Source organism: Cytobacillus oceanisediminis 2691 (genome assembly GCF_007678455.1).
Lineage (GTDB): Bacteria > Bacillota > Bacilli > Bacillales > Cytobacillaceae > Mesobacillus > Mesobacillus oceanisediminis_A.
Genome location: NZ_VEEP01000013.1, coordinates 31,181 through 53,022, shown reverse-complemented (window position 1 = coordinate 53,022; position 21,842 = coordinate 31,181). Strand labels below are relative to the sequence as shown.

22 protein-coding genes are annotated in these 21,842 nt (G+C 41.6%); 16 read left to right on the top strand and 6 right to left on the bottom strand.

Going from position 1 to position 21,842, the window contains the following annotated elements; genetic code table 11:
- The first annotated feature begins 657 nt into the window (after nt 1-657).
- The 7 genes from FS736_RS21645 to gyrB all read left to right on the top strand — a co-directional run bounded on the left by FS736_RS21645 (nt 658) and on the right by gyrB (nt 7,638).
- On the top strand, nt 658-858 hold the full coding sequence (locus FS736_RS21645; protein ID WP_023626356.1) for a cold-shock protein: 201 nt from the start codon (nt 658-660) through the stop codon (nt 856-858).
- A 391-nt stretch (nt 859-1,249) separates the two neighbouring features.
- Nucleotides 1,250-2,485: an ATP-binding protein gene (locus FS736_RS21640; protein ID WP_144481224.1), complete on the top strand. Its 1,236-nt coding sequence runs from the start codon at nt 1,250-1,252 to the stop codon at nt 2,483-2,485.
- Nucleotides 2,486-2,628: 143 nt separating this feature from the next.
- Nucleotides 2,629-3,849, top strand: coding sequence for an S-methyl-5-thioribose kinase (mtnK, locus tag FS736_RS21635; RefSeq protein ID WP_144481223.1), 1,221 nt, complete (start codon nt 2,629-2,631; stop codon nt 3,847-3,849).
- Nucleotides 3,850-4,080: 231 nt separating this feature from the next.
- The gene (locus tag FS736_RS21630; RefSeq protein WP_144481222.1) at nt 4,081-4,722 is read left to right on the top strand and encodes an L-fuculose-phosphate aldolase; all 642 of its coding nucleotides are present in this window, start codon (nt 4,081-4,083) and stop codon (nt 4,720-4,722) included.
- A gap of 80 nt (nt 4,723-4,802) precedes the next feature.
- Nucleotides 4,803-5,000: a hypothetical protein gene (locus tag FS736_RS21625; protein ID WP_144481221.1), complete on the top strand. Its 198-nt coding sequence runs from the start codon at nt 4,803-4,805 to the stop codon at nt 4,998-5,000.
- A gap of 150 nt (nt 5,001-5,150) precedes the next feature.
- Entirely contained in the window at nt 5,151-5,591 is a 441-nt protein-coding gene (locus FS736_RS21620) for a MarR family winged helix-turn-helix transcriptional regulator (RefSeq protein WP_144481220.1), read from the top strand.
- Between the two features lie 127 nt (nt 5,592-5,718).
- Nucleotides 5,719-7,638 carry a DNA topoisomerase (ATP-hydrolyzing) subunit B gene (gene gyrB / locus FS736_RS21615; protein WP_144481219.1) on the top strand — a complete coding sequence of 640 codons (1,920 nt, stop codon included), beginning with the start codon at nt 5,719-5,721 and terminating at the stop codon, nt 7,636-7,638.
- Nucleotides 7,639-7,686: 48 nt separating this feature from the next.
- On the opposite strand, the gene FS736_RS21610 is transcribed toward gyrB, so the two are convergent.
- Both FS736_RS21610 and FS736_RS21605 read right to left on the bottom strand, forming a co-directional pair.
- Nucleotides 7,687-8,202 carry a CarD family transcriptional regulator gene (locus FS736_RS21610; RefSeq protein ID WP_144481218.1) on the bottom strand — a complete coding sequence of 172 codons (516 nt, stop codon included), beginning with the start codon at nt 8,200-8,202 and terminating at the stop codon, nt 7,687-7,689.
- 235 nt (nt 8,203-8,437) lie between these two features.
- Nucleotides 8,438-10,171: a mechanosensitive ion channel gene (locus FS736_RS21605; RefSeq protein ID WP_144481217.1), complete on the bottom strand. Its 1,734-nt coding sequence runs from the start codon at nt 10,169-10,171 to the stop codon at nt 8,438-8,440.
- Nucleotides 10,172-10,428: 257 nt separating this feature from the next.
- On the opposite strand from FS736_RS21605, the gene FS736_RS21600 reads away from it, so the two are divergent.
- The 6 genes from FS736_RS21600 to ftsZ all read left to right on the top strand — a co-directional run bounded on the left by FS736_RS21600 (nt 10,429) and on the right by ftsZ (nt 14,837).
- Nucleotides 10,429-10,962 carry a hypothetical protein gene (locus FS736_RS21600; RefSeq protein WP_144481216.1) on the top strand — a complete coding sequence of 178 codons (534 nt, stop codon included), beginning with the start codon at nt 10,429-10,431 and terminating at the stop codon, nt 10,960-10,962.
- Nucleotides 10,963-11,092: 130 nt separating this feature from the next.
- On the top strand, nt 11,093-11,602 hold the full coding sequence (locus FS736_RS21595) for a hypothetical protein (RefSeq protein ID WP_144481215.1): 510 nt from the start codon (nt 11,093-11,095) through the stop codon (nt 11,600-11,602).
- A 45-nt stretch (nt 11,603-11,647) separates the two neighbouring features.
- Nucleotides 11,648-12,178, top strand: coding sequence for a GNAT family N-acetyltransferase (locus FS736_RS21590; protein ID WP_144481214.1), 531 nt, complete (start codon nt 11,648-11,650; stop codon nt 12,176-12,178).
- Between the two features lie 62 nt (nt 12,179-12,240).
- Nucleotides 12,241-12,690: a hypothetical protein gene (locus tag FS736_RS21585; RefSeq protein WP_144481213.1), complete on the top strand. Its 450-nt coding sequence runs from the start codon at nt 12,241-12,243 to the stop codon at nt 12,688-12,690.
- Between the two features lie 194 nt (nt 12,691-12,884).
- Nucleotides 12,885-13,118 carry a hypothetical protein gene (locus FS736_RS21580; RefSeq protein ID WP_144481212.1) on the top strand — a complete coding sequence of 78 codons (234 nt, stop codon included), beginning with the start codon at nt 12,885-12,887 and terminating at the stop codon, nt 13,116-13,118.
- Between the two features lie 456 nt (nt 13,119-13,574).
- Nucleotides 13,575-14,837: a cell division protein FtsZ gene (ftsZ, locus tag FS736_RS21575; RefSeq protein ID WP_144481211.1), complete on the top strand. Its 1,263-nt coding sequence runs from the start codon at nt 13,575-13,577 to the stop codon at nt 14,835-14,837.
- Between the two features lie 555 nt (nt 14,838-15,392).
- Here ftsZ and FS736_RS21565 read toward each other — a convergent pair.
- Nucleotides 15,393-16,205, bottom strand: coding sequence for a metallophosphoesterase (locus FS736_RS21565; RefSeq protein WP_260983682.1), 813 nt, complete (start codon nt 16,203-16,205; stop codon nt 15,393-15,395).
- Nucleotides 16,206-16,582: 377 nt separating this feature from the next.
- On the opposite strand from FS736_RS21565, the gene FS736_RS21560 reads away from it, so the two are divergent.
- Entirely contained in the window at nt 16,583-16,993 is a 411-nt protein-coding gene (locus FS736_RS21560) for a hypothetical protein (protein ID WP_144481209.1), read from the top strand.
- Between the two features lie 76 nt (nt 16,994-17,069).
- Here the strand turns inward: FS736_RS21560 and FS736_RS21555 are convergent, their stop codons facing one another.
- On the bottom strand, nt 17,070-17,648 hold the full coding sequence (locus tag FS736_RS21555; protein WP_144481208.1) for a YqaA family protein: 579 nt from the start codon (nt 17,646-17,648) through the stop codon (nt 17,070-17,072).
- A gap of 136 nt (nt 17,649-17,784) precedes the next feature.
- Between FS736_RS21555 and FS736_RS21550 the strand changes: the two genes are divergently transcribed.
- Both FS736_RS21550 and FS736_RS21545 read left to right on the top strand, forming a co-directional pair.
- Nucleotides 17,785-18,645, top strand: coding sequence for a sulfite exporter TauE/SafE family protein (locus FS736_RS21550; RefSeq protein ID WP_144481206.1), 861 nt, complete (start codon nt 17,785-17,787; stop codon nt 18,643-18,645).
- A 272-nt stretch (nt 18,646-18,917) separates the two neighbouring features.
- Nucleotides 18,918-19,487: a GNAT family N-acetyltransferase gene (locus FS736_RS21545; protein ID WP_144481204.1), complete on the top strand. Its 570-nt coding sequence runs from the start codon at nt 18,918-18,920 to the stop codon at nt 19,485-19,487.
- Nucleotides 19,488-19,693: 206 nt separating this feature from the next.
- Here FS736_RS21545 and FS736_RS21540 read toward each other — a convergent pair whose 3' ends face one another.
- Together FS736_RS21540 and FS736_RS21535 are read right to left on the bottom strand one after the other, a co-directional pair.
- On the bottom strand, nt 19,694-20,539 hold the full coding sequence (locus FS736_RS21540; RefSeq protein ID WP_144481202.1) for a GNAT family N-acetyltransferase: 846 nt from the start codon (nt 20,537-20,539) through the stop codon (nt 19,694-19,696).
- Nucleotides 20,536-21,723: an FtsW/RodA/SpoVE family cell cycle protein gene (locus FS736_RS21535; RefSeq protein ID WP_144481200.1), complete on the bottom strand. Its 1,188-nt coding sequence runs from the start codon at nt 21,721-21,723 to the stop codon at nt 20,536-20,538. Before FS736_RS21535 ends, FS736_RS21540 begins: the two co-directional genes overlap by 4 nt.
- Nucleotides 21,724-21,842: the final 119 nt, after the last annotated feature.

Here is a 21,842-nt window from a genome sequence, read left to right as displayed (position 1 = left end):
AGAGTAAGATGCCTATTTAATAGACAAATTTCGAGTTGCTAAATAAGTAGTTTAGATAGAGTTTATTTTTGTCTAATAAGGGTTTAATAGGAAAAAAGTAATTAGTGATCGATCAGGATGTGATTGGAGGGGAAATCGTGATGAAAAAAGCGTGCTAAAAGGCGCACGCTTATGAGTTGACATGGAGCGTATAATCAAAAAAAAGAAGCAAGGAAACCAGCTTCTAGCTTTTCTCCAGCTCCTCCTCAAAATAAAAAGTGCTGGGATGTTCTTTGACAGTGTATGAATACCTTTTCATGTTTTTCACATATTGAGACTTCATGATTGTCACTGTTTCGCCGGTTTCTTTGATACTGACAGATTGACCAGATTTATAAAGGTTGCTTGCGCTTTTCAATTAGCCACGCCCTTTCATGTTACCTTTATTATATCACATTTTCATGATCCCCATTTGTTAATCCATAACCGTTTTTTTGGCACTCCTAATTTTCCCAACTCCCTTAACGCTTGCACTATGCCTTTAATTCTGTTATTCTAAGGGAGAATTATTTTTGTTCGGTATGCAAGGAAAGAACATGCACTGCTTGATTCGCCTGGATATCACTGAGACAAGAATAGTAACAAATTGTGTGGATATCACACTGGGAGGCAACAAAAATGGAAAACGGTAAAGTAAAATGGTTCAATGCAGAAAAAGGTTTCGGATTCATCGAGCGTGAAGGTGGAGAAGACGTATTCGTACACTTCTCAGCTATCCAAGGCGAAGGCTTCAAGACTCTTGAAGAAGGCCAAGAAGTATCTTTCGACGTTGAGCAAGGTGCTCGTGGACCACAAGCAGCTAACGTTACAAAACTATAATAACGGATTAGCCCATACAAACAAGTCCTGATTTGATCAGGGCTTGTTTTTTTATATTTGATTCTGGTGAACTAGACTGTTGATCTGACAGTGTTGAAAACTAAACGGAAAAGTTATGAATTGTCCTGTCTATACAAAAATCACCAATGGACGATAACTGAGCTAATAAACATAGCAAAAAACCCCACTCGAAACGAGTGGGGTTTTTACTTTGGTAAAGCAATGGTTGTTTTCATTATAGCATAAGATTTAGAGGCACTGTGAAAAAAGTTTATTTTAAAATTTTGGAAGAAACCTGATAATTTCAGAATTTTCCGTTGAAGAATCGTTAAGTCAGGTGGATAATAGATATAGGTCATTATTCTTAATCATAAGAATTCCGGGGGATAAAATGATAGATTTCATTAAAGATTTGATCTTGCATTTTTTCATCATACTCTCACTCGGCTTCATGTATAACTTTTTGTGGATGCAGAAGCGCTCGGTATATAAGAAACAAATCTTTAAAATGGCAATCTTGGCGACGCTGTTAGTCACAATGGCATTGCCTGTCAGGTTCCATGGCGGCATGGAGTTCGATTTTAAGCTGATTCCTGTCTTTATTGCCTTCTTTTATTTAAGCAGGACGGATGGGCTTTTAATTGCAATGGTGCTGCTGCTGTTACGAAGCCTGGTTGAGATAGAAAGACTGCCGATTGTAGCCGTCAATTACGGGGTTATCATCATTCTGTTTTTTGCGATTGAGAAGCCTTATAAAACATCGACGGTCAATCGGAGAATCGCGTTTGGGCTCTTTGTCTATGGTTTAGTTACCGCTACAAGGCTTGCTGCATTGATTAAATCTGGCCATGCAGGCGACTACATGTATTTGGTTGTCTTTTCGCTCGTTTCATTCATTGCCTTATCGCTATTCATATATATCATTGAAATGACCAATTTACAGCTCAAGCTTATGCATGAACTTCACAAGGCGGAGAAATTCTCGGCCATCAGTCAGCTTGCTGCATCGGTTGCCCATGAAATCCGTAACCCGATGACGACAATCAGAGGCTTCATGCAAGTCCTGCAGGGAGAAAGGAACCTGAGTGACGACCAGAATCTCTTCATTACCATTTCTCTTCAGGAGCTTGACCGAACCCAGACAATCATCAATAATTTCCTGGCGCTGGCCAAACCAAATACAGGATCGATGGATCAAATCGACCTGAGTGCCATTTTGAAAGAAACGACTGCGTTCATGAGATCCTATTCCCATCTCGGCAATACAGAATTGGTAGAAGCAATCGATAAGAATCTCTGCATCAAGGGAGATGCGCATGAACTCAGGCAGGTATTCATCAATATCCTAAAAAACGGGATTGAAGCAATGCCTTCGGGCGGAAGTATTTTCATCATCGCCAAGGTTGACAAGGACAATGTAAGGATCGAGTTCCGTGATGAGGGCATCGGCATGACAAAGGAGCAACTCGCCCGGATCGGTCACCCTTATTACTCAACAAAGGAAAAAGGCACCGGCCTTGGGATGATGATCTCCTATGATATCGTCCAAAGAATGAGAGGCAAAATTAATGTCGAGAGTGAAGAAGGCAAGGGCACGACCTTCACAATCCTTCTGCCTTGCGGGTAATAAAATCTCTTGTAAAGAAGGCAGGAAAGCTGTCTTCTTTTTATGATTCCAGATGGATTTTAGTGCCCCGAAATACAATCTTAAGCTATAATAATTTTTAAAAGATTTCTATAATTGTTCCACGGGAAGGGGTAATGGACATCATGACAAATTTTAATACGTATTTTCTGATGAATGCAGATGAGGTCATTCCTTATGTAAAAGCAAAGACCGACTTTTTTGATAGAGAAGCGAATTTAAGCTGTGATGAAATAGGCGATGGAAATTTGAACTATGTGTTCCGTGTTCGCGATGAACAGACCGGGAAATCACTGATTGTCAAACAGGCTGGGGATACGGCGAGGATTTCCGACGAGTTCAAGCTGTCAACCAACCGCATCCGGATCGAGTCGAATGTGCTGAAGCTTGAGGGTGAGCTGGCTCCGGGATTGGTGCCTGATGTGTACCTGTATGATGATGTAATGAATTGCTGTGTGATGGAGGATCTTTCTGATCATACAATCCTGCGTACGGCTCTCAATGAGGGAAGAATGTTTCCCAGGCTTGCGGATGACCTGACGACATTCATGGTGAATACACTATTGCTGACTTCCGATGTAGTCATGGAGCATAAAGCGAAGAAGGCACTTGTTCAGGATTATATCAATCCGGAATTATGCGAAATTTCTGAGGACCTCGTATACTCAGAACCTTTTACAGACCATAACAGCCGTAATGATTTGTTTCCTGCCAATAAGGAGTGGATTGAGGAGAACATCTATGGTGACGATCAATTACGCTTCGAAGCAGCCAAGCTGAAGTTTGCGTTCATGACCAATGCCCAGGCACTTGTTCATGGCGACCTTCATTCTGGTTCTGTTTTTGTAAAAGAAGATTCTACAAAAGTAATCGATCCGGAGTTCGCGTTCTACGGGCCAATGGGATATGACGCAGGAAACGTGATTGCCAACCTGATGTTTGCGTGGACAAGGGCATATGTGACGAATGCTGACGAGAAGTATAGCGAATGGCTGGAGCAGACGATCAAGGATACAGTCGATCTATTTACCGAGAAATTCCTAACCAGCTGGAAGGAAAACGTGACGGAAATCATGGCCAAGGAGCAGGGTTTCGACCGCTGGTACCTGGACGCTGTTCTCCAGGATACAGCGGCAGTTACGGGAATGGAGATGATCCGCCGTATTGCGGGATTGGCAAAAGTGAAGGATTTAACTTCCATTGCCGATGAACATCAGCGCGTAACAGCCGAGAGAATCTGCCTGACAGCGGCGAAGCAGTTCATCCTGAATTCAGCTGCCTCCAAAACAGGTGAACAGTTTTTACAAGTATTAAAGGATTCAGCATCAAGCTATAATATGCGATAATAAGACCGTTCCAATCTTTAGGGAAGGCTCTTTTCTAAAACTTTGTAGCTATTTGCTGTAAAAATGCATTGAATGACCTAGGTAACTTCGCTAAATGGACGATTTAGACGAGAAAAGAGCTTGCAAACTAGATACCGACCAGCAAAATGCCTAATCATACGTTAAAATCGGCTTTAGGATTTTAACAACAATCATTACGAAAACAGCCTTAGGGAAAGAGAGGCGCAGAATATGTTGCTTCTGGAAGAACGGATGAAAGTCGTAGAGTACGGCAAGAAAATCATCACAAGTGGGCTCACAAAGGGAACTGGCGGTAATATCAGCATTTTCAACCGGGAAAAGCAGCTGGTTGCCATCAGTCCAAGCGGGATTGATTACTTCGAAACGAAGCCTGAAGACGTCGTGGTCATTAATCTGGATGGCGAGGTTGTTGATGGGAGCAAGAAGCCATCGAGCGAGCTGGATATGCATCTGGTTTTTTACCAGCGCCGCGAAGATATAGGCGCGCTTGTCCACACCCACTCGCCATATGCCAAAACAATCTCGGCCCTGGGCTGGGATATTCCGCCGGTATCCTATTTGGTGGCGTTTGCCGGCCCGAATGTAAGATGTGCTCCTTACGCAACATTCGGGACGAAAGAGCTGGCGGAAAAGGCCTTTGAGGGCATGGTGGACAGAAGGGCGGTCCTGCTTGCGAATCATGGATTGATTGCCGGAGCGCATAATATCGAAACAGCATTCACTGTCGCGGAAGAAATCGAATTCAGTGCCCAGATTTTTTACCAGGCCAAAGCGATAGGTGAGCCAACATTGCTTTCAGATGAAGAAATGGCTCGATTGTCAGAGAAATTCAAAACATATGGCCAGAGATAACCCTCTTCTTAGAGGGTTATTCTTTTGGATTTAAATTGCTGCTTTGTAAATTATCAGCCACAAACAAGCTGGATTATGCTATGATTAAAAAGAAAAAAATGGACTTAATGGGTAGTTTTGCTAAGGGGGACAGGCTGGCTATGAGAGCAAGGACAAGAAAGAGTGAACCTTTTTCATTTGATAAATTGAAGGATTTTTTCACTACTGTGCTGCTGCATCTTAGTTTTTATGCCTTCATCGTTTTTCTCGTCATCTTTTTCATCGACAATTTCAGTTAACTACATAAATACATACCCGCAGCAGTCCAAATGAATTGGGCTGTTTTTTTTAGGAGGAAAAGGCTGATTCAATCACCGGTAAAAAAATGTTTGTCCCTGACCGCAATTGTTGTATAGTAGTGGAGAAGAAAAGGGATTGAGGTGAGTCCATTGAGTGTAAACTCTGAATTAGTAAATTTAGACCTGGTTGATCTATTGAGTGAGCGTCATACGCTTCTTCGTAAAATCTCAGAGAAAGCCTGGAACAACCAGAGTGATATTTATATTTCAAATTCTGAATGGTATATCATGGCGAGGATTTATAAAAAGCAGCCAACCATTTCTTATATTAATAAAAATGTTGAAATTTCCCGTCAGGCCATACATAAATTCATCAAAAACCTTGCTGAAAAAGGATTAGTCGAAGTCAACAACCTGGAAAATAACAAAAAGGAAAAATGGATAAGGCTAACCACTCTTGGTGAAGAATGCTATGAAAAAAATGAAATGCTCAAGGCTGGCCTGGAAAAGAAAATAACAGAAAAAATCGGAGCTGAGCAAGTGAGGCTCCTTAAAGAAATTTTGAAGATGGATTGGAATCTGGATGATTAAAAGCAACCCTCTTATTGTCAATCAAGTTGACAATAAGAGGGTTTTTTAATACACTTTAATTGTCAACTTTATTGACAATTCATCCTATTATGTACGATATAGGGAACGTGAAGGGGATTACATTTGCATGACACAAGCAGGAGTTCAAGAGCAGGCGTATGACGCCAATCAGATACAGGTATTGGAAGGGCTTGAAGCTGTCCGGAAGCGGCCCGGAATGTACATTGGCTCAACATCCGGGAGGGGATTGCATCATCTGGTCTGGGAGATTGTGGATAATAGCGTGGATGAAGCCCTTGCAGGATATTGTGATGAGATCCACGTCACGATTGAAGAAGATAATAGTATTACGGTTACGGATAATGGCCGGGGTATCCCGGTTGGAATTCATGAGAAGGAAGGAAAACCGGCCGTCGAAGTCATTTTGACCGTACTCCATGCTGGCGGCAAATTCGGCGGAGGCGGGTATAAAGTATCTGGGGGATTGCACGGTGTCGGGGCATCTGTCGTCAATGCCTTATCTTCATTACTCGAGGTATATGTCCACCGGGAGGGAAAGATCCATTACCAGAGTTTTGTCCGCGGAGTCCCTCAAGGGGAATTACAAACAGTAGGGGAAACAAACCATACCGGCACTACCATTCACTTTGTACCGGATGGTGAAATTTTTACAGAAACGCTTGAGTATGATTATGACATTCTCTCATCAAGACTTCGTGAGCTGGCTTTCCTGAATAAGGGGATTATGATCACGATTTCTGATAAGCGCGGTGAACAGCGAAAGAATGAATATTACTATGAGGGTGGAATTAGGTCTTATGTTGAGCATTTAAATGAAAAGCAGACCGTAATTCATGAACCGATTTTTATAGAAGGTGAACATAAAGGGATATCCTTGGAAATTGCCCTTCAGTATAACGAAGGGTATGCGGAGATGCTATATTCATTCGCCAATAATATTCATACACATGAAGGTGGAACCCATGAAGTGGGATTCAAAACAGCTTTAACCCGAACGATGAACGAGTACGCAAGGAAAAACGGAAACTTAAAAGAGAATGAAGCTAATTTTTCCGGGGAGGACGTCAGGGAAGGGCTGACTGCTGTCATTTCGGTTAAGCACCCAGACCCGCAATTCGAAGGACAAACCAAAACAAAACTTGGCAACTCTGAAGTGAAATCAGCAACCGATACAATCTTTTCAGAGAGGCTTGAACTGTTTTTGCTGGAGAATCCTGCAATCGCAAAAAGAATCGCCGAGAAATGTTCACTTGCTTCAAAAGCGAGAATTGCTGCCAAGCGGGCGCGTGAATTGACGAGAAGAAAAAGCGCTTTGGAAATTTCAACACTTCCGGGTAAGCTTGCAGACTGTACTTCCAAAGATCCATCCATTAGTGAATTGTACATTGTGGAAGGAAACTCTGCTGGCGGGTCTGCAAAGGGAGGACGTGACCGCCATTTCCAGGCTGTCCTGCCACTCAGGGGGAAAATCCTGAACGTTGAAAAAGCCGCGATGGACCGGATATTCCAAAATGCCGAAATTGGGACAATGATCAAAGCAATCGGCGGAGGAATTGGGGAAAACTTTGATATCTCAAAGGCACGGTACCATAAAATTGTCATCATGACTGATGCAGACGTGGACGGAGCGCATATCCGAATCCTCATGCTGACATTTTTCTATCGATTTATGAGAACTGTACTGGAAAAGGGCTATATCTATATTGCCCAGCCTCCATTATATAAAATCCAGCAGGGGAAGAATATACAGTACGCTTACAATGATGCTGAACTGGAAAGCACATTGGCGTCACTGCCAGGCACACCAAAACCGAATTTGCAGCGGTACAAGGGACTGGGAGAAATGAACCCGGAACAATTATGGGAAACGACCATGAACCCGGAAACTAGGACGTTGCTTCAAGTCACATTGGATGATGCCAGGGAGGCCGATGAGGTATGTGACTTATTGATGGGGGATAAGGTTGAACCCCGACGCCAATTTATTGAGGAAAATGCTGTATATGTAAGGAATCTGGATGTATAAAAAATGGAACGAATCTTATGCTTCCTTTTGGAAGCATAAGACCGTCCCTTAGTTAACTACCTGATTACTTTCCTTCAATAGCCCTGTGACATGCTCATGTATTCTTTCAACAGTGGTATCCAGAGCAATGGCTATTTCTTTGAAAAGGATGCTTTGTATAGTATCCAATATTTTTCTGTCCTGTTCGTAAAGCTTTTTTTCATTCTGCTCGGCTTCGATTTTTTTTCGCATGAGGGTATTGATGAGTCCTGCAATCTCGATTCTGTCTCCGTTGCTTACAACTTTAGAATATAAATTATGTCGTATATTGGGTTTGTCATTCCAGTCAATTCCTGCATACCTAAAGGAATCAAGAATCTCCCGGGCATCTTCTTTTTGGACCATTTCATGAAGGGCTACTTTATCACTATGAACTGGAACACTTAGAGTCAATTGATGATTGTCATTCATTGGGTGTAATACATAGTACGGTCTTGTCACACCTAACACTGTTTTTTCACAGATATCATCAATTTTACAAATGCCATGTGCTGAATAGATCACCATATCTCCTATACTAAACATTTGCTCACCCCTACATAAAATTGTCAACCAAGTTTATAATAACACTTATAATTAGTTTTGTCAACGAGGTTGACGTTAGAGGTGATTTGTGAATAAAGAATTAAACCCGCTAACTCCATATGCTGCAGGCTGTTTCAAAGCAAAATACATAAATAACGCTCAGAGAATGTTGAACTGCATCCCGATTAAGTCTAAACGGGATGCAGTTCAATTCCTGAGCGTTTTTTGCTTATTTTTATGGCTTCAACGGATTGTTATCATTATCAGGGTCCATTGGGTTATTGTTTCCGCCATGGTTGTTCAAGTTCGGGGGAGTTCCAGGGTTTTGGTTATTCAAATTTGGCGGATAACCTGAGTTCTGGTCAGTCATGTTGGTTGTACCAGGACTCTGGTTCAGGTTATTCAAGTTTGGCGGTGTCGCAGGGTTCGGGTTGTTCTTTTTTATTTTCTGCTGCTGGACCGCTTCCTGGTCGATGCTGGTTCTTTCAATTTTATCATCAAGCTTTGTCAGGTACTTGGAAGCAAAGTTTTTGCCGCCAAGCCCGAATGCTAGACCGAATGCCAGTGCCAGTCCGCCAAGCGTCAGGATGAACGCCGCATTTACAATTGCTGGTGCGACTCCAAGCTGATCCAGCGCCATAAAGACGGTGATGGTGATAATCGCATATTTTGCGACCGTTGCCAGCACATTGGAAGAATCACCCTGAAGGATGCTGCTGAGCACTCGCTTCACAAGGCTGCCAAGCCACAGGCCAACACCAAGGATGACAATCGCTGCGATGACATGCGGCAGATACGCAATCACACCGCGTGCAAGGTCGACGAAGAAATCAAGTTTGACTACATTCAATGCTTCAGCCACAAACAACAGGACAACGATGACCTGTACGATATAGCCGACTACTTCGGACAGGCTTAATGAGTTGGGACGGCCTGTGGTGCTTGCCAGACCCATACCTTTAAAATAAGAGTCGAAGCCAATTCTTCTTAACAAATCAGCCGTGAATTTTTTCAGCCATTTTCCGAGCCATAGTCCAATCATGACAAGGATGATGGCAACAACGATATTCGGGATCATCGTCAGGATGTCATTGAGCATCGCGATTGCCGGTTGAGAAATTCCTTTCACATCAAGACGCTCAAGAGCAGCGATGACGGTAGGGATCAAAATCAGTACAAAAGCAACTGTGCCAATCACGCGTGAAAGGCTTGTGCCTTCGAATAAACGGGACAGTCCAAAACGCTGGACTAATTTTTCTGTGCCAATGCTTTGCAAAAAGTTCGTCAGGATATCGCGGACGATTTTGGCAACAAAGTAGCCAACTAAAAGAATCAGCGCTGCCGCGAATAATTTAGGAATGAAGGAGAGGATTCCCTCGATCATATTTTCAAATGGCTCAGAAACTCCGCGAAGATTCAGTGCAGACAATACGGCTGGCAAAGCCATCAGCAAAACTAGGTAGAATACGATGTTCGCGACCGTATCTACAGCGTTTGTCGTTTGCTGGTTGTCCTCCGTAAGCTTGTACTTGCTTAATTTCTCATGGACACCAAGCTTCTTGCCGCCTTTTTGAATCAAGAATTTCAATGCTGATGCGATCAGCCATGCAAATAACAGGATCAAGCCTGCTTTCAGGATATTTGGAATCGCCGCGGCAATCGTTGAGAACATCCCAACAAGCGGCTCAGTCAAAACATATAAATCCAGTATATTCAGGAACATGATGAAGACAAAAACAAGAATCAGTACATAGACAATCTTGCTGATGATTTTTTCAGCAGAATATTTCTTATTGTTCACATTCGAAAAAAGCTTGTTATCGAGGCTGGTTTTCTGCAGTCCCTTATAAACCGCCTTTTCGATGATCTTGGCAACCAGCCATCCGACCAAGAGAACAGCAAGTGCAATCAGCACGTTCGGCAATTTGCCAAGAATGCTATCCCAGCCATTGTAAAAAGTATTATTCAAATTTCTCACTCCTTATTGTATTAGGACGTCCATGGCGGGCTGTTTAATGTGTAAGGATTAATCTGAAACAAGATACAGCTAAACACCTATGAATCCAGTCCTTAGTTAGCAAGCAAACATACTTTAATCTACCCAATTACTAATGGCCTAAACTAACCGAAGCACATTGACTCCTATAAATAACAGCCACCCGAAATTGAATAATCTGAAACTTTTGTCTTTTCGAAGCGTATTACTTCTATAAAGGGGGATTGGGTATGATGAAAAAAACGAGGGTCATCATCCTCTTATTGATGGTTTCGGGGCTTTTCATGGCAGCATGTTCGAAATCGGAAGAGGGTAAGAAAGAAGCAATCACCAAAGTTCTTGAACACCAGTTTACCGGTCCAGACGACGAATATATGGACCTCATGTGGAATCCTAAATATAAGACTGTTGTAAATAATAAAGAAGAAAACAAAGAATTTGATCAGTATGTAGAAGAAGTTTATGGCCCCTACTTTACAGAATCCGGGCTCGATTTCTTCATAGCAACCGCAATGGGTACTCAATACCAGACCTTTGCTTACGAAAATGAATATGAATTAACCCTTAAGGACGTCACGATCAAGCAAAACAAGGATAATCAAAATCTTTATACCTTCGTTGCCATCGTCGGTTATAAGAAAAGCGGTGAAGAAAATACCGCGAATGTAAAAGGAAAAGTTTCTTTCTCCCCGAAAGAAGAAGGGAAAATCGCCAGGTTCGAATACGGAAATGATGACGGTTTGTCTGATGAATTGAGAAAATAGGAAGCACTTTTGCTAACCTTTGCAATTTTTAAGAGCAGCTGCCGTTTTGGCGGCTTTTGTTATGGGAGTAATGAGTGAAGACGTTCAAGGATGGGAACGACGTCTTTCCAATAGTTAAGGAGGAGTCTGATTGGGCGGTAGAAGAAAATTACTTCTCAGTATTTCGATAGGGTTAAACCTAATACTCGTCATGATTGTTGGTTGGGGAATGATGAAGATGAACTCCGTAAAGGAGCAAGTTCTTGTTACAGAGGTCCAAAATAACTTAGTAGAGTTAGAAGGCCTGATTGCCCACCAGATGGATGATGAATGGCCTGAACCAAACCTGGTTACAGCCAAATTAGACGATATATTAAATGGTATCTGGCTCGGAATCACTACTGGAGAACAATTAGGAACGCTCTCGGAAAATGATAAGGAAGTCCTTGGACATTTGTATTCCAAATTAAATCAATATCCACATGATGAATTGTATAGCTTTACAGAATTAACAGAAGAGGATAAACAGAACTTTGAAGACTTACGGAAAACACTTCGTGAAGTTGGGTTAGGACTGAAGTTGACTATAAGTGCCAATATGGATTCCTTTATGAGTCAGGCAGAGGCATTAAATAATAAAGATGAAACCCCGTTGAAATAACATTGGTTGAACCAGCAGGAAAATTTAATAAGAGGGGTAATTTTTATGCTTTTCCAAAACGGTCATTTAAAAGTACGCAAATTAGAAGTAAAGGATAATTATATATTATCCAAGTGGCTTTCAGACCCGTCTGTTCTTGAATTTTATGAAGGAAGAGATAACCCATTTGATATAGGGAAAGTAAATGATGTTTTTTACAATCCTGAAGATGATACAGTTAAATGTATTGTAGAATTTGATGGTAAGGAAATTGGATATATCCAATATTATAATTTAGATAGTGACACTAAAAATGTATATGGATACTTAAATGGAAATATTTATGGGATCGATCAATTCATAGGTGAAGCAGAATATTGGAATAAAGGAATCGGCACATTACTTGTTACCTCTATGGTTGAATTCCTAATTAATCATAAAAAAGCTGACCGATTAGTTATGGACCCTCAAGTTAGGAATGAGAGGGCTTTAAGATGTTATGAAAAATCTGGTTTCAAAAAAGTAAAACTACTCCCAAAACGTGAACTCCATGAAGGGGAATATCGGGATTGTTGGTTGATTGAATACATTAAATAAACTACTCTAATTGGGATTTTGAGTAAATAAATATCCTTAAGGTATTTGAAAGGGGTATGTCCATGAAAAGGGTATTATCTTTGTTATTTTTATTAGTCCCCTTTATCGTATTGGGATGCAGTCAGAAAGAGGAAAGGTTTGACCACACGACACTAAAAGAGGAATTAAAAGAGGAAGGAATCGCGCCAAAGCTTCCGACTAAATTTCCTATGACCATAGTAGAGTACGAACGAGTTATCCCTCCTCACGAAACAAATATAATCGAAGTGATATTCAAAGGAAAAGAAGGAGGAATGCTGTTTTCATTGACTATTCAACCACCCCCGGTTGAATACAAAAATCTTCAAAACAAAGAGGCTGTTATGGTTAACGGAGATAACGGTTTCTATATAAAAGGACCTGGATCCTCGCTTCATTGGACTGATGGTGATTACCATTACATTTTGACATCCTATTCTGAAGAAAATGGGACCAAGGAAAAAATGATTGATACTGCCGAGTCATTTGAGTAAGAAAAAAGCATTCTTAGAAAAATAACGAGTGCGTGGATTAAAGGTGAGTAAGTACTTTTTTGTTGAATTCATACCAGGCAGGAATGTTTAAGAAGAAATGTGGGCTTTCTATATTTGAGAAAATCTGATCTAAATTCGGCAATTAAGCTTAAATTCTTAAATACTAAATTTGTATAAGGATGATAAAAGTTTAAATGAATAATATCGATAGAAGAAATCGTTTAGGTGACGAACCTTTTAGTTTTCGAGTGACAAAAGATAATACAGTCTTTTTGGATTATTATGGTCGGCAGGTAAAGATCTTAAAAGGTACAGAAGCGGAGAAGTTCCTAAAGAGAATAAATGCTGCTGAAAATTCAACGGAAGAGCAAATCGTAATGGCGAAGATAACTGGGAATTTTAAAAGGGGTAATGAACGAAAAAACTGAGGGAAAATAGATAATTGTTTTAGGTTCAAGATCCTAAAACTGTCATAATCAAGGGAAGTAAAATTAAAATCACTATTTACAAATAGAGAGACTCTAAAAGTGGAATCAACTAAGTTAGAATTAAGGTAGAACTTTTTTGGTAAAATGTTGCGATGCTTTAAAGGGCATCGCATTTTATTTTTATACCTAAGAAGTTTGTGAAGAAAACTTCTTTTTAGCAGCTCGTATTTTACTCGATAAGCAGGATAATTTAAGTGTATTTCTTCACAGATTTATTCCTAAACTCTTACCGAATGCCTGGTGCATCACTTACACCAAGAATGACACTTTATTACTGTAGGTTTACATTTGTTTAACAAATCGCAGGAAAAGACGGAATTTCCAAGCCAGTGGAGAATTTTATAGGTATAGTGAGAAATAGGGGGCAATATCAGAAGCTAATTAGGGGGACTATATATGCTAGAATTCGATACTAATATCGATCAATTTGCGACTATAAAAGTAATTGGTGTAGGCGGCGGCGGAAATAATGCCGTGAATAGGATGATTGAGGACGGTGTGCAGGGAGTAGAGTTCATTTCTGTGAATACAGATGCGCAGGCTCTCAACATGTCAAAAGCAGAGGTCACTATGCAAATCGGCGGTTCGCTGACCAGGGGCCTGGGGGCCGGTGCCAATCCTGAAATCGGCAGAAAGGCTGTTGAAGAAAGCAGGAAGCAAATCAGGGATGCTCTGGAAGGTGCGGACATGGTGTTCGTAACTGCCGGAATGGGAGGCGGAACAGGGACCGGAGCTGCGCCGGAGATTGCCCATATAGCGCGTGAACTTGGTGCACTTACAATTGGAGTGGTGACTCGTCCGTTCACTTTTGAAGGCCGCAAGCGGGCACAAAATGCGGCAGCCGGAATTGAAGAGATGAAGAAAGCCGTCAATACGTTAATCATCATTCCAAACGAGCGGTTGCTGCAAATCGTCGACAAGAAAACGCCGATGATTGAAGCCTTCCGTGAGGCAGACAATGTTCTCAGGCAGGGTGTCCAGGGCATTTCAGATTTGATCGCCGTGCCAGGCTTGATCAACCTCGACTTTGCTGACGTGAAAACGATCATGTCAAACAAAGGAACGGCGCTAATGGGCATCGGTGTCGCATCAGGCGAAAACCGTGCTGCCGATGCTGCCAAAAAGGCCATCTCCTCGCCATTGCTAGAAACAAGCATCAATGGCGCGAAAGGAGTGCTGATGAACATCACAGGCGGCATGAATCTTAGTTTGTATGAAGTACAGGAAGCCGCCGACATTGTGGCAGCGGCAACAGATGACCAGCTTAACATGATTTTTGGGTCGGTCATCAATGAAAACCTGACAAATGAAATCATGGTGACCGTCATTGCGACCGGCTTCGATCATGATATCGAGGAAGCTCAGCCAACGAACACATCACGCCGTCCTGGAGACATGATTGCCAATTCACGTGAGAAATACAACTCTCAATCGAGACAGCGAGAGCGTATTGCCTATGCAGAAATGGGAAATTACGGCCAAGCTCAAAACCACAGCCAAACCGGCAGTTACGGCCAGTCCGGAAACTATGGCCAATCGGGCAACTACAGTAATCCGCCTGCCTACGAGGAGCCCGCGAATTACGATCGGGGTACCAAGCAGCCAGATGACTCCCTTGAGATTCCATCGTTTTTGCGGAAGCGAAGCAGAAGACGGTAAGTCCACAAAGAAAAGGCCAAATCCTATGAGATTTGGCCTTTTAATATGATTCCGCCATTTTAACGTTAGATATAAAAGGTAGATTGAATAATGACCCGAAAAGAAACTCTGGGCCGGCTTCCTTCTACGGATATTGTCTAGTTAGGTCTGGCCGGTTATACATACCATTGAATTATAAAAACCAATCACTACCCTGTAAATTCTTCGAAAGCATGCATGCAGACCTCGCCGTAGCGAAAGTCCTCAATATATAGGCCCCCATTTTAGTTTTGTTTTTGGAATTTCTATCAGACTATAAACGGAAGTAATTTTGAAGAAAAAGAAACGACTACTGAAAGGTAAGCACTCAGAAATAATTCTTATAATTAATTGCGAGGAACTACAATCTGAGTTAGTAAAGGACTACTTTTCAATCATTATGCATTAGGTGTTGCAGCAGTCAAATAGGATTGTGGCTTACTGTGCTTAAAAAGCCATTATTCAGTAATCTATTGACTGGATTAGAATGACTGAATTAAGAATCATTATGGACAGATCAATACATTTTCATCTTTCTTAAATTTCTATCACTTTAACTCTTGAAAAAATCTCTTCCTCCACTGATTCACAGTCCCATTCGTGAGGGTAGTAGCCTAACGGGTTACAGATGATTTCCATTCCTTTATACTGTTCGTGATATCGTCTATGAATATGGCCAAAAATATATTTTTTCACGCCATATTTCACTGCTAATTCCCCGAAACGTGAACTGCCCATCATGGCATTGAAAAAGTCCCAGCTAGGGTCGTCCTTATATATAACAAACTTGGGAAAAGGGACGAAATGTGTGACCATGATAATATTTTTCCCGCTATACGCACTTAGCCACCCCTCTAACTTTTCACAATAACGCTCTGTTTCATCCTGATCCTGACCGGGCCAATTTGCATATAGCTTGTCTGGCCAAGTGAATTTATTAAACTTCCCGAGTGCAAATTGTTCTCTCGTATAACCCTTTACTCCAAAAGTATAATCATACCAGCCCCCATCGCCGATAATCACCCAATCATTGTTTAACTCAATTGGTCCACTTCCAAGATTACCTGGAAACTCAAGCAGTATTTCGTAAGAGGTTTTTGAATCCTCATAATAAATATCGTGGTTTCCATGCACAAATAAAACCCTGGTTTGTGGAAAATCACTTTGTAATTGATTTAAAAGATCAAGGGTTTTTTTAGGGCCTGCGGTCATATCACCGCTTATAATGAACACATCAGGTAAATGGGCTTCAATCCATCTTTTTAGCACAGTCATAATATCAGTACCGGTATTTTTCCGGTTTAAACCTTCATGAATATCAGACAAAATGGCAATTTTCAAATCAATCACTCCCAGCCAAAATTAAGTTATCGCCTAAAATGCCCTACTATATTGGTCCTAACGAGAACCATTTCTCTAAAACAGAGTAATAATCCTCCCAAATTTCAATTTAGTTTGTATACTTTCTAGAGGGTCTTTATTTTCGTAAAATTGATTTGGTAAAAGAAGATGTGTTGTAAATGGTTCCAATTATTGCAGCGGCAAGGTTGCCTGAAAATAGGACCGTCTGAAAACTCAGAACGTCAAAAAAATAAATACTGTCCTTTATAAATTAAGTTTAGTATCGGGTGCAAGCTATGCCCAATGTGCGACCGAAAATGTTCCTCATTCTTTTTAAATAAACGGTGTAGAGTAGTTTAAAAAGGTTACCAAGGGATTGATTGAGAATGAGTTTAGCTTCCTACATTGGCTGCAATATAGAATTATCAATAAACGATGATGGATCTTCAGGTGGTTTTTTTTACATTGGAAGTTGTTTTGCAGGAGAAAGAGAACTCCAAAATGTAAAGAAATATCAGTTGACTACCCCTTATGTTTACGAGGTATCAAGTCACTGGGGAATTGAGATTTCGGAATATATGGACCAAGAAACATGTGCTGAATCAAAAGTAAAGCTGTTAGAACTTTGTAATAGAATGAACAACTATCTTGTAAAAGGGGATTATTTTGAACTGTATAGTTGTTGGATTGGAGAAGAAAAGGATAAGCGAGAGGGTGAGATCATCTTCCAAATCAATAACTTTGATATTGACCAGATTGAAATACCAGAAAAAACGTTAGTTAGATTCGAAAAATGATGGCTTTCTACAACTAACGATCAACTATAAAAAATGCTTGAAGCCCATCTAGGCTCCAAGCATTTTTTATGAACCTTTATGATTTCTTCGATCTTTTTAGATACATATAAATCAAATATCCAATAATCACGACAGCTCCGAGGGCAATTGTCAGCATTGCGAAGTTTTCTTCGATGAACGGCATGGCTTTGTCGCCCAGTGCAACAATGATGGCTGCTTCAAGGAAGAAGCGCAGGCCGCGGCCGATGATGGACCAGATGATGAGTGTAGGAATCTTGACGTTTGAGATTCCGGAAAAAATCGTGAAGACTTTATATGGAATAGGTGTAAAGCCGGCAATCAGGATGGCCATTGCACCGTATTTCTCGAAATAGCGTTCGACCAGGACAATTTTCTCTTCTTTTATAAAATATCGAAGGATGGGACGGCCGACTTTTTTGCCGATATACCAGCCAAGCAGGGCACCGAGCACGGAACTGGTTGTGGTGATGAAGGCATACCAGAGAGCCTTGTCAGGGTTGGAGATCCCCATCGGAATCAGCAAAACATCGGGAGGAATCGGGAAAAAAGAAGATTCCAGGAAAGAGACGAAGAATAATCCCCATGAACCAAATTCAAGCAGCCATTCTTCAATCGAGTGAATCCATTCAGACATTAAACAGTATCTCCTTTGAATTGTTATAGTAAGTGTCAATTGAGCCTAATTAGAAGTATACCATTTATAATTCTGCAAGAGCCAATTATTAATGGTATCCTAAAAAAGGAAATAGTCTATAAAAGGGATGTTGTCTATGGAATATATACCTTTTCTGCTGCTGGGCGGATTGATCAGCGTAATGTCGGGTTTCTTCGGAGTTGGGGGAGGTTTTATCCTGACACCGATCTTACTATTGATTGGTTTTTCGCCGCTTGAAGCGATCACGACGAGCTTGTTTTTCACGGTGGGCACATCAATGTCAGGGATTGCCGCTCACATCCGCATGAAAAATATCCTCTGGAAAGAGGGACTGATCATGGGGCTAAGCGGGATTGTCGCGACACAGCTGGCCCGGCCGATTGTATATGCTCTTGAAGCGCGGGGCTGGGATGACATTGGCATTCCGTTCCTTTATATTGTGCTGCTCGCTTATTTTGCGATAAAAATGATTCGCCAGGGCAAAAAGAAAGACGGAGAGAATCCCGCACCCGCTCATTTTTCGGTACCAAAGCTTTTAGCAGTTGGGTTCGTCGGCGGCTTTGTTTCGGCATCGCTTGGAGTAGGAGGCGGCTTCATCATTGTCCCGCTTATCATCACCTCGCTGGGATTCAATCCTAAAAAAGCAGTCGGAACGAGTTTGTTTGCAGTGCTGCTCATCGTCTCAGTTGGTTTCATTTCCTATGCGGTCAACACACAAATCGATTACTTCATTGGTTTGATGCTGATTGCCGGTGCGTTAGTCGGCGCTCAATTCGGTGCCAGAATGACTGCATATTTTGAAAACAAAGAAATGAATGCGATGTTAGGGATCCTTTACATTGTCACGCTGGCAGGAGCTGTTCTGAAGCTGGTTGACCTGAACAAAACCGGGCTTGTACTCATGGGAATCTTCATTGTGTACTTCTTTGTAAGGGCCATCGGTAAAATCAGGACAAAGGCAATGGAAAAAGGCTGATGCTTGGTCTTAATGGATTCGGTTTAGGAGTAGAAAAACTAAATGCACACACCAATTTGCAACTTAATCAGCAAACAAAATCTATGTAAATTCCCACTTGAAAACGCTCAGCAAAAATTGACTTGCTGTGCGTTTTTTGCGTTTATGGAATTGTTTAAGTTATTTTGTGAAGTTATACACTTAAACGTTAGCAGTTTAGGTGAAGAAGGGTTTTCAGAGTAAGGTGAAGAAAATATTAGTGATTGATATGATTTGGTCAGGCGGGTGAGAAAATGATTAATTATTATGGTACATCCAGATTAGAAACGGATCGATTAGTTCTTCGGAAGATTGAACTTTCTGATGCTCAAAGTATATTTGATCATTGGCTTTCAGATGATCGAGTAATGGATAATCTTATAAAAGGTGCACACAAGTCTTTAGCAGAAACTATTGAGAGGGTAACAGAAATCGTAAGTAAATATGATACCCAGGATTTCTGTTATTGGGGTATAGAACTGAAAGCAAGTGGTGAATTGATTGGAGCTATTGACCTCTTCAATTTTGATAGTATGACTGAGAATTGTGAAGTAGGTTATTCAATCGGTTACTCCTGGTGGAACAAGGGGTATGGAACTGAGGCATTAAGAGCTGTCATTGAATTTGGCTTTAGACATATGAACATTCACAAAATATCAGCATCACATAATACTGATAATCCAGCCTCTGGAAAAATAATGCGTAAAGTGGGAATGGAACAAGAAGGAACCTTTAAGCACATGATTCGAAATGCCAAGAATCATTATAAGGATTGTGCTGTATATGGGCTCCTTCAGGAAGATTATTTTAAAAATGTGAAGTGACAAAAGGTGAGCGTTAGTTGGTGAGATAATATATGGATACAAAGGGACCGATAGTTCTATAACGGTCTCTTTTTTATGGCTTCAGCATATAAACCTGCAGACATTTTAACAAGTCAATCCATAAGTGGCTGCCAGTCTTCAGACTGATATTTGATGTTTTCTACTTCAAAACCAAATCCGTAAGCTTGGTCTCAGCCTTTTTTCATTTATGCCTCCGATGTGAGAGGGTGCTTGAAAAAACGCGGGAACTCTTGTCCGATGCCAATTTTTACAAATAATTCTCCGTCCCGTTTAAAAGGAAATGATCGAAAGTCCAAATCCTTGTAGTCAGGTGTGTAATGAAAGACAACTTCCCCTGCAGGAAGGATATTGGTGATATTCACCGGCGAGGTGCTGATTACATCATACAGTTGGACCTGACCGTTCTCTTCCGTGAAAATGACAATCGCGTCCTCTTTCTCAGCATAATAAAGATGGTCGGGAAAAACATTCAGGATATGGTACATGGTGATGCCGCCAGAGTTTGCAGTCGCAAAGGCCTGGGAAACTGGCGCTCTCCCATAAACAATTTTTTCAATCTGCTTAAGATCTGCCGGAATCTCCAGTTTCCTTAATCCTGCCCGGTCTGTATTAGAAGGAATTATCGTTGAAAACTGGTGCTCCTCAACCCGTTCAAAACCGAACTTCGGGTAAAAATCAAGCACGCTGTCATTGGCGAACAGATACACGTAATCATACTTTCCCTCATATTCGGCCAGCACATGGTTCATCAGACTTGCTGACAACCCTCTATGGCGATAATCAGGATGCGTCATTACAGTACCAATTTGCAGGGCTTTGAGGCTTTTTCCAGCTATGATCAACTCAAGCTCATTGACCGATACATTCGCGATCACCCGACCGCCATCCGTAAAGGAAAACGGAATATATCGACTTCCCCAATACCCTTTTTCATGCCAGTTGGTAAAATCAAGTCCGAAAATGTCGGAGGCAAGCTGGATGAAACTTCCCCTCAAAACATTATTATCACGATAATTGCTTACTAGCTTCATAGATCAAAACTCCTGTCTCTTGAGGCAAACATATAGGTTCTATGATGGAACCGGATTCCATAAATCAGCCCCATCGCCAGCATATTGCCCATAAGCGAGCTTCCCCCATAACTGATGAAAGGCAGCGGGATTCCCGTTATCGGCAGCAGCTGGATGGTCATTCCGACGTTTTGGAAGACGTGGAAAGTAATCATGCTAATGACACCTGCACTAATATAGGTATTGAAAGGGTCATTCGTATCCAGTGCCGTTTTTGTCAGATGGTAGATAAGCAGAAAGTACAGGCTAATGACAAAACTGCCGCCGACAAAGCCGAATTCCTCGCCAATGACACTGAAAATAAAGTCTGTATGGCTTTCAGGAATATAGACTTCACTGCCATTGAGACCTTTTCCAGTCAGCATGCCAGAGCCAATCGCACTGAGGGATTTTAGCAGATGGTAGCCATATTCCGGGTAGCTCTCCGGATCAAGCCAGGCATAGATGCGCCCAAACTGATACGTTTTTACCCCCAGGTATTTTTTCAGGATCTCAGGCTTCCAGATGACGAGATACAGAATGCCGGCCCCAAGTACAGCTCCACCGCCATAGAGAGGCAGGATGATTTTCCACGTAATGCCTGAAACTAGGATGATTCCTGTGAAAATCGCAATCACGACCAGGGAAGTTCCGAGGTCAGGCTGCATCATGATCATCCCTAACGGTAAGGCGGTGATAAGGCCAAGCTTGATGAACAGCAGGAAATCTGTTTGGAGTGTCTTTCTAGGATGATTTTTATGGTGGGTATAGATGGCGCTGCTCAAGGCAAGAATCAAAAAGACTTTCATCAATTCAGAAGGCTGGATTGAACCGAATGGCTCGATGAAAAACCAGCTTTTGGCCCCGTTTCTTTCTTCGGCAATGCTGGCAGGAGCGAAAAACAGGAAGACGAGCAGGAAAACTCCGAAGCCGTATAAATACCAGGAGAGCTTGCGGTATTGTTCACTGTCGAACATCATTACTACTGCAATGATACCTGAACCGACGACATACCAGAATATTTGCTTATATAAAAAGTTCTGGCCAACATATTGCCCGGTCTTCTGGGCGCTATAAATGGCGAGACAGCTGGTCAGAAAAAACAGCATTAAGAGAAGTGTTAACGTCCAATCAAAGCGGTCGAATTTTTTTGTGGATTTATCCATTTGCTACACCCTGTCCAAAATCATTTTTACAATATCGTTTACCAGGTATCTTTCGCCTGTACGAGAATGTATTACCATTTTATGCTAGCAGACGAATATTATCCTCACAATCCCTGAGC